Here is a 12,591-nt window from a genome sequence, read left to right on the forward strand (position 1 = left end):
TAGCGATTTTTAACAATAGTAATGCCCCTTTCGAGTTTCCAAAGTGCGAAAAAGATAATTAACAAACACCCGTTAGTTTACACCAAATCAGAAAAAATGGAAGCTTTCTTTGTACTAATGTTAATTGTTCTTATACTTTTGTCAATATAATTAACAAGAGTGCGGATCAAAGTTTTTAGTGTTCGGCGTGTAGGGGGGATAGATAAATTAATAAAGGCGATATCCGTGACAGATGAATTATCTTGGATATCGCCTTTTGAATGAATAATTAGCTGATTTTTCGTTCGTATTTTTTAAAATGAAATAGATTGTCAATGCTTTTGAAGAATCATCAGGGATCGTAAAATCAATTGTCCTTAAATTATTTTGAAGTTGAGAGAGCTTGATGTTGGCACCAATATCCAAACCACTAATGCGAGGATAGATAGTATGATTCATACAAGTGAGAAAATAGCTAAGACAGCATGTCATTGATTGGCCATGTTAATGAGTGGTTCGACAATGTATATAGATTGCCCACAGGGCTCATTGAAGAATTTCGAATTAATTTGAAGCAAAATATGCAATAATGAAACAAAAAAGAAAAGCTCGTAATCTACAAGCTTTTCTTTATAACCATGTTACCTTTTGAAAAGAGACTAATCTCCATTTAGAATCGAGTTTTTAACTACCACATAATCAACTGTGCAGATATCTTTTAATTCTTTTCCACCTGCGTATGAAATTGATGATTGGAGGTCTTGCTGCATTTCAAATAACGTGTCGGAGATTTCGCCACGATAAGGAACCAACATTTGACGGCCCTCAACGTTGCGGTAGGCACCCTTTTGCTTTTCGGAAGCCGATCCCCAATATTGTTTGTATTTTTTACCGTCGATGCTGATAACATTACCAGGTGATTCTTCATGACCTGCTAATAGTGAGCCGATCATGACCATTGAAGCACCAAAACGAACTGATTTCGCGATGTCACCGTTAAATCGAATACCACCATCGGCAATCATTGGTTTTCTTGCGGCTTTTGAGCATAGGCGCAAAGCGGCAAGTTGCCAACCACCGGTTCCAAAACCGGTTTTTCGCTTGGTGATGCATGCCTTACCAGGTCCAATCCCAATTTTGGTTGCGTCAGCACCGGCGTTTTCGATTTCACGTACGGCTTCTGGCGTTCCGAGGTTTCCGGCAATTAGGAAACTATCCGGTAGCTTTTCTTTGATATAATGAATCATTTTGATGACGAAATCTGAGTGACCATGTGCAACGTCGATGGTAATGTACTCAGGCTTATTATTGTGTTCAGCTAATTCATCAATGAATTTGTATTCATCATCTTTAATACCAACGCTGATTGAGGCGTATAAATCTTTAGCGTGCATCATTTCGATAAAGCCTTCACGCTTTTCCGGTTGGAAACGATGCATAATGTAGAAATAACCGTTTTCGGCAAGCCAAATTGCCAAGTCATCATTAATAACAGTTTCCATGTTTGCTGGAACCACTGGAATCTTGAATGTTTTGGGACCGAATTTAATCGATGTATCAGCATCGCTACGACTCTTAATAATACATTTGTTGGGGATCAATTGAATATCTTCGTAATCAAAAACTTCCATTATTGTTTACCTCCGAAATATGAGCGGGGTGATTGATGCTGGACACAAGAAGTTCCCAGATGTGTCTGGCATGTTGAATTTTATTTTCTATTAATTAGTCCAATAATTAGTCCAAACTTTTTCTACAACGTTTGTCTGCTCGCGATCTGGGCCAACAGAAAAGGTAGCAAGTGGTACACAAACTAATTCTGAGATTCTTTCCAAATACTTGCGGGCATTTTCAGGAAGATCTTCCAGCGTCTTTGCTTGAGTAATGTCTTCTTCCCAACCTGGCAGTTCTTCATAGATTGCTTCGCATTTATTGAGTTCTTTTAGTGTTGCAGGATAATCATCGATTTCTTTGCCGTCTAATTTATAAGCGACACAGATTTTTAATGTCTTGATTCCCGTTAAAATATCAAGACAATTCAATGATAAGTGGGTGAATCCGGATACGCGGGCTGAGTGCCGGAGAACGACACTGTCAAACCAACCGATTCGACGTGGACGTTTTGTGACAACACCATACTCATGCCCAACCTCACGAATGTGATCGCCGGTATCGTCTTTTAATTCGGTTGGGAAGGGACCTTCGCCAACACGTGATGTGTAGGCTTTGCAGACACCGATGACGTTGTCAATTCGGTTAGGGCCAATTCCTGTTCCAACTGCAGCACCACTGGCACTAGGGTTGGATGATGTGACAAACGGATAGGTTCCATGGTCCACATCCAACATAATGCCCTGAGCACCCTCGAATAAAACATTCTTGTTTTCATCTAATGCGTTGTTGATTAAATAGGAAGCATCAATGACGTATGGGCGGATGCGGTCTGCGTATGCATTATATTCATTAAAGATTGTATCGAAGTCCAATGGTTCTGCATCGTAAATCTTAGTCAAAAGTTCATTCTTAATCTTTAAATTGCTGCGGAGCTTTTCAGCAAAGCTGTCCTTATCGATTAAATCTGCGATTCTGATTCCGATTCGTTCGTATTTATCCATGTATGCAGGACCGATTCCCTTATTGGTTGTACCAATTTTGGAATCTTTCTTCTTTTCCTGCAGACCGTCTAATAGGATATGGTATGGCATGATGACGTGTGCCCGATTCGAAATCCGAAGGTTCTCAGTACTGATCCCGTCTTTTTTTAGCTGATCAATTTCACTGATTAGGGATTTCGGGTTCACAACAACACCGTTACCAATTACACTGTATTTTTCCTGATCAAAAATACCTGATGGGATCAACTGTAAATGATAGCTTTTGCCATTCAATACAATGGTGTGCCCAGCATTATCGCCGCCTTGATAGCGTGCAGTAATATCGGCATTTTGGCCGAAGAAATCGGTAATCTTACCTTTTCCCTCGTCTCCCCATTGACTTCCAACAATCACAATAGATGACATATGAACACCTCTAAATTTTATTGCCAGGAATCAACCCAGCATTTTTAATTCTACCAACTTGCACGGGAATGTCAACTAAAATGTTAATGATTTTAATCGTTAAAACGTTCAATGTTCGACTTTAGGCTCAAATGCGAACAAAAGCCTTCCATATTATATAGAATGTAGTCAAAACATGAACGACATGGTATTATTAACGTGTTAATATTTATGTGGAAAGGAACCATTATGATAGATAGATATTCTTTACCAGAGATGAAACAGATTTGGTCACTTGATAACCAGTATGCTGCATGGCTGAAAGTTGAAATTGCCATTGATGAAGCATGGTCAAAACTGGGCAAAATTCCAGTAGAAGACGTTAAGAAAATTAAGAAGAATGCTAAATTTGATTCGAAGCGGATTGCTGAGATTGAAGCCGTAACCCACCATGACATTGTGGCATTTACTCGGGATGTATCGGAATCTCTCGGACCCGAGAAAAAATGGGTTCATTATGGCGTCACCAGTACTGATGTGGTGGATACCGCCTATGGTGTCCGATTCAAACAGGCAAATGAAACCATCAAAAAAGATATTGATCATTTTATCGATGTCATTGCCAAACAGGCGAAAAAGTACAAGGAAACGGTTATGATTGGCCGGACACATGGTGTTCAGGCAGAACCGACAACTTTTGGCTTAAAGTTGGCCCGTTGGTATTCTGAAATGAACCGAAACAAACGTCGATTTGCAGCCGTTTCCAAGGAGGTTGAGGCCGGGCAGATTTCAGGTGCTGTTGGGACGTTTGCCAATGTGCCACCATTTGTTGAACAATATGTGTGTGATTCGCTTGGCCTTCATGCACAAGAAATTACGAGTCAGATTTTACCGCGTGACCTTCATGCCGACTACATTTCAACTTTGGCTTTGATTGCCACCAGTTTGGAAGAGTTTGCAACTGAAATCCGTGGTTTACAACGTTCGGAAATTCATGAAGTTGAAGAACATTTTGATGCCGGTCAGAAGGGGTCATCTGCAATGCCCCATAAAAAGAATCCAATCGGATCTGAAAATATTTGTGGTCTTGCCAGAGTTGTTCGGGGGCACATGATCACGGCGTATGAAGATGTGCCACTGTGGCATGAACGGGATATTTCCCATTCTTCTGCTGAGCGGATTATTATTCCGGATACGTTGATTTTGTTGGATTACATGTTACATCGTTTCTCACGGATTATTGAAAGACTAACGGTTTTCCCTGAAAGAATGAAGAGTAACATGGGCTTAACTTATGGCTTGATTTACAGTCAGCGGGTGATGTTGAAACTGATTGATTCAGGAATGACACGTGAACAGGCTTATGATTTGGTTCAACCATTAACCAAGCAGTCTTGGGACAAGGGCATTCAATTCCGTGACTTGGTTGAAGGAAATAAAAAGATTACGGATGCATTAAACGAAGATCAAATTGCCGATGCATTTGATTATCATTATCATATTCGTCATGCGGATGAAATCTTTGCAAGAGTTGGGTTGGATTGATTATTTAAATAATAAAAGAAGAGAAGCTGGGCAGATTTTAATTTCACTCAGCTTCTCTTCTTTTGGTATATGTTACATGGATAATTGGGCTTCAATAGTTATTTTATAACTATTGAAAACCAGTTTCCGGAAACCACCCTTGAAAAGGATTTTGAATTTAACCAATTTTCCTTGTTAAAAGCATTTCAAGATTTGCTGTTTTTTAGCAATGTTTCCGAATGCTGTAATTTATTAATTAATTTAAAGACAGTGATTGGTCTAGTCGTTATAAGTGGCCGAATTAGCAATTTTCTATAATTTGAACGATTAAAGAACAGTGGTTGACAAATTTAAAAAAGGGCACACAATGATTTTACGTAAGCGCTTACGTAAAACTTACTCCAGAAAAATACTTTAAAAGAGGGTGGAATGATTAATTGATGAGAGCAAAAACGAAACGCCTATTGCTTGCCGTTATTAAGATGTTTCACGGATATTAATTTTAAATGGGATTGTGACGGCTGTGACTCGATGTGGATCTGCCTTTTTTGGGGCCTGTTTAATTGCAGTTTTTCCCATCAAAGCAAAATCTTGGGTGACACTTGTTAGTCTGGGACGGGTTTGCGAACATAATTCCGTTCCGTCAATGCTGATAAGCGCAATGTCGCTGGGAACGCTAACATTCAGGTCATAAAAACCGTTCAGAAGTCCCCAGGAAACCTCATCACTGACACCGATAACGGCATCGACATCACCATACTTTTGATAATGTGCTGAAGCGTGAATGCCGGTTTGGTAACTGTAACTTTCTTCGAATAGCCAGTCTGATTTGAAAGAAATGCCGTGTTCTTTTAAGGATTTTCGGTAGCCCGAAAAGCGCAAATGGCTGACGTAATCTGTCGTAATATTAGGGCTGACAAATCCAATGCTTCGGTACCCTTTTTCAATTAAATAGGTTGTTGCATGGTAGCCAATGGCCATGTCGTCCGAAGAAACATAAGAAACAGTGTGATCGGTTGCATCACCAATGACTTGTGGGAAAATGGCTGCCTGATTAAGCATTTGAATAATCTGAGGACTGGGGTGTGTGGAAATAAACTGTACGGCAAAAACACGTCGTTCAATCATACCTTGAACGATTTTAGTTAAGCCGTCAGGGTCGTTCTGTTGGGCAATCATCAAAATAACATCCAGATGACGTTTCTTGGCTTCGATCATAATGTTTTTGATGACGAGGTCATTGAAGTTCGTTTCAAAATCGGTGTAAATAACGCCAATAGTGTTATTGCTTCGACGAGCCAGATCTGATGCGGAGCGATCTTTAAAATAGCCCAGGTCATTTGCAATTTTCATGACACGTTTAGCCGTTTCCTTACTATAACCGCCCTGGTTATTCAAAACTCGTGAAATAGAAGCGGTTGATAAACCGGCAATCTTTGCGATGTCTGAGATTTTTGCTCTCAATAGATTTTCATCCCCAATTAAGATTTATAGCTCAATTATACATTATTCTTACGCTTCGATAAGTACTGTTTGATTTTATTTTATAACCTGTTTGTGCATTTATAACTGATTGAATTAAGTTAAAGGGGGAAGTTTAATAATGAAAATTGCTTCTAGTAATGATGACCAAAGTGTCACGCAAAAAACTGTATCGAAAGTTAGCAATCATTTACCGTTATTGAGCAAAACAACTATTTTTGCAATGACGTTTGGCTTCTTTGGCGTTAATATGGCGTTTGCTTTACAGCAATCCCAATTGGGAAGAATTTTTCAAACGATTGGAACGGATCCGAATAAGTTGGGATTCTTCTTTATCCTACCGCCACTTGCTGGGATGGTGATCCAACCATTGATTGGTAAGTATTCGGATCGGACGTGGAACCGGTTTGGCAGACGGATGCCTTATCTTCTAATCGGTGCACCTGCTGCAGCGATTGTCTTGATTTTGCTTCCTAATGCTGGATCATTTGGCTTTGGATACGGTTCGGCAGCTGCGCTATGGTTTGCGGCCGTTGCAACCTTATTTATGGATCTAACGTCTAATGTTTGTATGCAGCCATTCAAGATGGTTATTGGCGATATGGTTAATGAAGACCAAAAGGATCTGGCCTGGTCATGGCAACAATCGTTTTCAAATCTGGGTGGCGTGGTTGCCGCTTTAATTCCATTTGTTTTGGCCTTTATTGGTATTCCCAATGTTGCTGCCAAGGGAGAAGTTCCTTTGACGGTTAGAATTGCATTCTATATGGCGGCGGGTGTTTTGCTGATTACATCTGCTTTAACGATTATTAAAGTTCATGAATATAATCCGGAAAAGTACGCGGCTTATCATGGCATTGACGTTAATCAAAAGGATGATCAACCTGGTCTTTTACAATTGTTGAAGGACGCACCAAAGATTTTTTGGGAAATTTCAGTTGTTCAGTTCTTTACATGGTTTGCCATTTTATATTCGTGGACTTACGCAACGGGTGCCATTTCACTTAATGTATGGCATACCAGTAATCCTTCATCAATTGGGTATCAGGCGGCCGGAAACTGGTTCGGTGTTCTGACCTGTATCCAATCGGTTGCAGCCGTTTTGTGGGGGCTTTTGGTTCAATCACGTACCAAGCCAAGTCATCGAAAGTTCTGGTATCAGTTTGGATTGGCTGCTGGGGCAATTGGATTCATCTCAATATTCTTTATTCACAGCAAATATCTATTAATCATTCCGTTTGTTTTAATTGGGATCACTTATCTTGTTATGAATACACAGCCGTTTTCATTGCTGACAGAAGCCTTAAACGGCAAGCATGAGGGCTCTTATCTTGGATTATTTAACTGCAGTATTTGTTTACCGCAGATTGTTGCATCAATTGCCAGTTTTTGGATCTTTCCGTTGGTTGGCCATTCGATGCCCGGCATGTTCTTGGTAGGTGGTATTTCATTGATATTGGCAACATTCTCTGTTCGTTTAATCCATTCGAAGTTTGATTAATTTAGTTGAACATATTTTGTAAAATAATCATTAACACAGTAATTTTAGGAGGATATTTATGACACACAAATGGTGGCAAAATGCAGTTGTTTATCAAGTTTACCCAATGAGCTTTCAGGATAGTAATAACGATGGGATTGGTGACTTGCCGGGAATTACAAAGCGGCTTGATTATATTCACCAATTAGGGGCAGATGTCATTTGGTTAAATCCAATTTATAAATCACCGAATAAGGATAATGGCTACGATATTGCTGATTATCGTGCGATTAATCCGGAATATGGGACCATGAAGGACTTTGATACACTTCTGGCTGCAACACATAAGCATGGTATGAAATTATTAATGGATCTGGTTGTTAATCATACGTCTGATCAGCATGAATGGTTCCAGGAAAGCAAGAAATCAAAGGATAACAAATATTCTGATTTTTATATTTGGCGTGATCCGGTTGATGGTCACGAACCAAATAATTGGCGCGAGGCATTCAGTGGTTCTGCTTGGACCTATGTGCCAGAACGCGGACAGTATTATCTACATCTTTTTGCTCCGGGTCAACCGGATCTTAATTGGGAAAATCCGGAAGTACGACAGGCGGTATTTGATATTGAACGTTTTTGGCTGGACAAAGGTGTTGACGGTTTCAGAATGGATGTTATCAATTTGATTTCCAAGCCTGCCGGGTTGCCGGATGTGGCTGGCGTTCCAACTGCCGGAACTACTCTTGATTTTGTGGCTGATGGACCTCGGTTAAATGAGTTTCTGCACCAAATGAATGATGAAGTCCTCTCGCATTATGATGTGATGACCGTTGGGGAAATGCCTGGGTCAACACCGGAAGATGCGATCAAATACACTGGACTTGAGAGTAATGAACTGAACATGGTTTTCCAATTCCAACATGTTAACCTGAGCCCTAATCCCGATGTGCGTTTAGGTAAGTGGAATGATCAGCCGGTTAAACTGCCGGAATTGAAGGTTGCCTTGAATCGTTGGCAAAAAGCTCTGGATGGCAAGGGTTGGAACAGTCTTTACTGGAATAACCATGACCAGCCTCGAGCAGTTTCACGTTTTAGTAATGATGATCCTAAATATCGGGTCCGTGCGGCTAAAATGCTGGGCACAACGCTACACATGATGCAGGGAACACCATATGTTTATGAAGGCGAAGAGCTGGGAATGACAAATGGTCACTTTACCAGTATTGATCAATATGAAGATCTTGAGTCGATTAACATTTATCAAGAATTGGTAGAACAGGACAAAATGATTGATGGACCAACGATGTTAAAATATTTGGCAAACATGTCCCGTGATAACGCCAGAACACCAATGCAATGGGATGCTTCTCAAAATGCCGGCTTTACGAAAGGAACGCCTTGGTATGCGTTAAATCCAAATTATAAGGAAATTAACGTCGAGGATGCTTTGAAGGATAAAGAATCTGTCTTCTACCATTATCAAAAGTTGATTCAACTTCGTCATCAGACTGATGTAATTAAGTATGGGACTTTTGAAGAGTTGGATCCAAAAGATGATCAGGTTTATGCATACCGCCGTCATTATGAGGGAAAAACATTGTTGGTTATGAGTAACTTCACTGACCAAACCGTTACCCGAGATTATGATCAACAAAAGGCTGCTGAAATGCTGATTAGTAATTATGACGATGATCAGGGAACAACATTAAGACCATATGAGAGTAAAGTTTACTTGTTTGCCTAGATAAGCGGTTTTGCTGTCTTCTCAAATGATTGATTAACTGGTCAGTTTGTATGAAATAAATGAGCTTAATACCAGATCCGGTTAAAAATTGCGTCGACAATTTCTAACTGGTTTTTTTGTGAAATCATTCAATATCAATTTACTTTAAATTGCTCTAAAATAAAGGTGATTGAGAATCGTGTACTGACTTGGCATTAACTGTGCCAACACGTTCACTGTTTGGAGGCAATTAAAATGAATAAGACATTTGTAAGCATTACAATGCTGATAGCGACTTTTGGATTAATCGTTTTGGTCCCAGTTACAGGTCAGGCAATGAGTATCTATAGTCCAGCAAATCCATATTGGAATGAGTCTCATTGGGTAACACTAAATAAAACAATCAAGGTCTTTAAAATTCGAAATATCGATCCCCAAGTGAACAGTTACAAGGTTGCAACCTATACTGTCAAGAAGGGCGACCATTTCAAACTTTTCCATTCAGCAATTAATGTTGCATGGGGATTGGATTCCGGACGGTTTAATACCGGACATCAATATACGTTTGAAGTTGATCAGAGTGAAAATAATCATTCGTGGTTTGAATTTGGGATTCACTAAAAATCGGACAATTATTTTCAAAATATGTCATTTTTTGGAAGCTGGGTAAATTGAGCTTGACCGGCTTCCTTTTTTGATGGTCATTTTTCATTGTGACCATCAATATGACCACTTAGACACGCTAAATAACCACTTAAACAACTTGTATTTACATGAATTGCTTATAATGGTGTAATAAATTGTAAGAAGAAGGGATGTCAAAATGAAAGTTCGAGTGGAAATCGACGGTGATTTAAAAAATAAAGAAATTGTGATAAAAGCGCCTCGGTACGATGCTGAAACGGAGAGCCTGTATCAATCCATTCAAAATCTTTATGGGCAGATTAAACCACTCGTTTTTTTAAAAGGAACTTCGGAATATTATCTCGATGTAAATGACATCCTCTTTTTTGAAACGGATGGACGCCAGGTTCACGCGCACACCCGAGATGATGAGTATGTGATCCGTTATCGATTGTACGAACTGGAAGATCTGCTAACAGGGCAGTTTGTGAGAATCTCTAAATCGGCAATCATTAATTCAAATCAAGTATATGCATTGACCCGGTCGGTCTCGAGCATTGTGGTTCGCTTTCAAAATTCGTCAAAACAAGTTTATGTTTCCAGACGATATTATAAGGTTTTAAAAGATAAATTAGAGAGAAGAAGGTAACAATATGAGAAAAGCGGTTAGGCAACGTTGGATTGCCGGGTTAGTATTCTTATTGGCAGCTTTGGGATGGCTGTCAGTGGAAATAGGATGGTTAAATTTCCATATTAGTGCGATGACGTTCATCGTCACCATTATTTTGGCGATTATTTTAGGATCGTGTGTACTCAGCCTGAATGTTTTTGGAAGCGTCTTTTCGTTGGCATTTTTGGTGATGTTGTATGCCGGTCCACTTGGGATTACCTATTTGGTACCTTGGACGATCTTGGGGATTGCATTACTGATCAGTATTGGGCTCTCACTGATCTTAAGACCGGTGATCCATAAGCAGCGCTGGAAGAAGTGGCAGCATTGGTTTGATCAGGATAATGAGTGGCATACGCCAAATTTTATCGATAGTACCGGCACGGATAATGATGCCTATATCCATATCAATGCCGAGATGGGGGATACCAACCGGTACATTAAAAGTCAAAATTTCAAGCAGGCCGATATTCACGCGTCAATGGCTGATGTTAATATTTATTTTGATAAAGTTAAAATTCAAGGGGACTCGGCCATTATTAATATTGACGGCTATATGTGCGACATCGATATTACGGTGCCTCATGATTGGAACATCGTTAATAATATTGACCCGTATTTGGGCGGTGTTGAAGCTCAAACCAAAACTGGGAATCCAGATAGTCCAACCGTTTATTTGAATGGTCGGGTGAGTCTGGGTGATTTAAAAGTATTGTATGTATAGGCGTATAGGCAAAAAAGCGTTTCAGTTGATTTCCTAATTTAAGGAAATAACTGAGACGTTTTTTAAATATCGCCGTGTCTGCCTGTATCCAAAAAGCGAACGGTGTCGTTTTCGTAGTCGTATATTAACAGCCAATTACCTTTAATAAATAGGGCGCGTTGCGGCTTGCGACTTTTAATGACGTGGTCATCATAACGTTGATCGGGATGTTGGCCGCTCAGGAGTACCGTTTCAATTGTTTTGAATTCTTTTTCGGAATAGCGATTTGCGCGAATCATGTTTTGATAGTGTTTTTTAAAACGTGATTGGTATTTTGCTTTGAACTTCAAAGTGGTCACTTCTTTATATAGATTAATTGCTTTTTCACTCTATCACGAATTAAGGTATCAGAAAAAGGCGAGATAGTACCCAAGTATGATTAGGTAATATAAAAAGCCAAGGCTGGGGGGCCCTGACTTCGTAGTATCAATATTCTGAGGGGAATATGAATATGAAAAGTAACAAATTAATGGGGGTTAATTTATCACCTATTGGGGGGAGAAGAAATATTAACTATTTCTTCTTCATGCTTTTAATATACAGGATAAATTTAACCAAAAAAGGATGAAATTGTGAATATTTTGTGATTTCTTCATCGATGTTTTTAAAAATTTGAAAAGACAATTTAAAACACCTTGAAATTCTTAAATTAGAGGTATTAAAGGCTGTGAATTTAAGGACAAAAAAAGAAAAGGTGTGGGGGCACCTTTTCCTTGCTAATATCTTTATTAATTTGAGGGGGGAAATGAAAGTGAAGCCAAAACAACCTGAAATTCATTTTATGTGGAAACAATTATTGGGCTTTTTGACATCTCTTTACTGTATATAATGTACTATAAATTTGTAACGAAATTATGCTCAAAATGTGAAGAAAGTGTGAAGATCAATAAAATACTTGATGTATCAAGTATTCTAAGACTTCAAAAGTTCGGCCTTTAATTGATTTTGTTCAAAAAAGATGATTTTTAACAAAAAGTGGCAAGAATATGTCGGAACGTGATACGCTTACATTGGCTTAGGATTGCTCCTCAAATCAGTACCACTCTACATAAGGGATCAATTTGGGAAATCCAAAAGCTGGGTTTCCCGAATCGACAACTTATATTCCGAATGCTACCCGCTTTGATCCGCACACTTATTTCTATGTAAACAAAAAGATAAGACACGGGGATGTCTTATCTTGATACCTATATTCTAGGGGAAGAATATGAATACAAAAGTAATAAATTAAATTAAAGGGGGATTTAATTTATTACGGCATGAGTGATTTCTTTAATCTCATGCGACAGATCTAACTATATAGAGGAGTTGTTTCCAAATAGTGAAAATTTTGTGAAGATTTTG

10 protein-coding genes are annotated in these 12,591 nt (G+C 39.1%); 6 read left to right on the forward strand and 4 right to left on the reverse strand.

The genetic code is table 11. The features are described 5' to 3' along the window. Positions 1 to 638: 638 nt before the first annotated feature. A complete protein-coding gene (locus tag HMPREF0519_RS03470) occupies positions 639 to 1,610 on the reverse strand; it encodes a GMP reductase (RefSeq protein WP_003634697.1) in 972 nt (323 codons plus the stop codon). A 90-nt stretch (positions 1,611 to 1,700) separates the two neighbouring features. Next, positions 1,701 to 2,999, reverse strand: a complete 1,299-nt coding sequence (locus HMPREF0519_RS03475; RefSeq protein ID WP_003634700.1) for an adenylosuccinate synthase — start codon at positions 2,997 to 2,999, stop codon at positions 1,701 to 1,703. Positions 3,000 to 3,227: 228 nt separating this feature from the next. On the opposite strand from HMPREF0519_RS03475, the gene purB reads away from it, so the two are divergent. After that, a complete protein-coding gene (gene purB / locus HMPREF0519_RS03480) occupies positions 3,228 to 4,523 on the forward strand; it encodes an adenylosuccinate lyase (RefSeq protein ID WP_040472648.1) in 1,296 nt (431 codons plus the stop codon). Positions 4,524 to 4,979: 456 nt separating this feature from the next. Here the strand turns inward: purB and HMPREF0519_RS03485 are convergent, their stop codons facing one another. Next, the gene (locus HMPREF0519_RS03485; protein ID WP_003634704.1) at positions 4,980 to 5,966 is read right to left on the reverse strand and encodes a LacI family DNA-binding transcriptional regulator; all 987 of its coding nucleotides are present in this window, start codon (positions 5,964 to 5,966) and stop codon (positions 4,980 to 4,982) included. A gap of 139 nt (positions 5,967 to 6,105) precedes the next feature. On the opposite strand from HMPREF0519_RS03485, the gene HMPREF0519_RS03490 reads away from it, so the two are divergent. From HMPREF0519_RS03490 to HMPREF0519_RS03510, 5 genes are all read left to right on the forward strand, one after another. Continuing rightward, on the forward strand, positions 6,106 to 7,485 hold the full coding sequence (locus HMPREF0519_RS03490) for an SLC45 family MFS transporter (protein WP_003557599.1): 1,380 nt from the start codon (positions 6,106 to 6,108) through the stop codon (positions 7,483 to 7,485). 58 nt (positions 7,486 to 7,543) lie between these two features. Then, positions 7,544 to 9,211 carry a glycoside hydrolase family 13 protein gene (locus HMPREF0519_RS03495; RefSeq protein ID WP_003634705.1) on the forward strand — a complete coding sequence of 556 codons (1,668 nt, stop codon included), beginning with the start codon at positions 7,544 to 7,546 and terminating at the stop codon, positions 9,209 to 9,211. Positions 9,212 to 9,445: 234 nt separating this feature from the next. Beyond that, positions 9,446 to 9,811, forward strand: coding sequence for a hypothetical protein (locus HMPREF0519_RS03500; RefSeq protein WP_003634707.1), 366 nt, complete (start codon positions 9,446 to 9,448; stop codon positions 9,809 to 9,811). A gap of 202 nt (positions 9,812 to 10,013) precedes the next feature. Continuing rightward, entirely contained in the window at positions 10,014 to 10,463 is a 450-nt protein-coding gene (locus tag HMPREF0519_RS03505; RefSeq protein WP_003552106.1) for a LytTR family DNA-binding domain-containing protein, read from the forward strand. A gap of 4 nt (positions 10,464 to 10,467) precedes the next feature. Further along, positions 10,468 to 11,208 (forward strand): LiaF transmembrane domain-containing protein, encoded by a 741-nt coding sequence (locus tag HMPREF0519_RS03510; RefSeq protein WP_003634710.1) that lies wholly within the window; start codon positions 10,468 to 10,470, stop codon positions 11,206 to 11,208. Positions 11,209 to 11,270: 62 nt separating this feature from the next. Here HMPREF0519_RS03510 and HMPREF0519_RS03515 read toward each other — a convergent pair whose 3' ends face one another. Continuing rightward, a complete protein-coding gene (locus tag HMPREF0519_RS03515) occupies positions 11,271 to 11,546 on the reverse strand; it encodes a type II toxin-antitoxin system mRNA interferase toxin, RelE/StbE family (RefSeq protein WP_003557609.1) in 276 nt (91 codons plus the stop codon). Between the last annotated feature and the right edge of the window lie 1,045 nt (positions 11,547 to 12,591).

The sequence above is a fragment of the Lentilactobacillus hilgardii DSM 20176 = ATCC 8290 genome (assembly GCF_000159315.1).
Classification (GTDB): Bacteria; Bacillota; Bacilli; order Lactobacillales; family Lactobacillaceae; genus Lentilactobacillus; species Lentilactobacillus hilgardii.

Coding starts and splice junctions, on each gene's coding strand:
- HMPREF0519_RS03470 (WP_003634697.1), bottom strand. CDS start 1,610: ATGGAAGTTTTTGATTACGAAGATATTCAATTGATCCCCAACAAATGT.
- HMPREF0519_RS03475 (WP_003634700.1), bottom strand. CDS start 2,999: ATGTCATCTATTGTGATTGTTGGAAGTCAATGGGGAGACGAGGGAAAA.
- purB (WP_040472648.1), top strand. CDS start 3,228: ATGATAGATAGATATTCTTTACCAGAGATGAAACAGATTTGGTCACTT.
- HMPREF0519_RS03490 (WP_003557599.1), top strand. CDS start 6,106: ATGAAAATTGCTTCTAGTAATGATGACCAAAGTGTCACGCAAAAAACT.
- HMPREF0519_RS03495 (WP_003634705.1), top strand. CDS start 7,544: ATGACACACAAATGGTGGCAAAATGCAGTTGTTTATCAAGTTTACCCA.
- HMPREF0519_RS03500 (WP_003634707.1), top strand. CDS start 9,446: ATGAATAAGACATTTGTAAGCATTACAATGCTGATAGCGACTTTTGGA.
- HMPREF0519_RS03505 (WP_003552106.1), top strand. CDS start 10,014: ATGAAAGTTCGAGTGGAAATCGACGGTGATTTAAAAAATAAAGAAATT.
- HMPREF0519_RS03510 (WP_003634710.1), top strand. CDS start 10,468: ATGAGAAAAGCGGTTAGGCAACGTTGGATTGCCGGGTTAGTATTCTTA.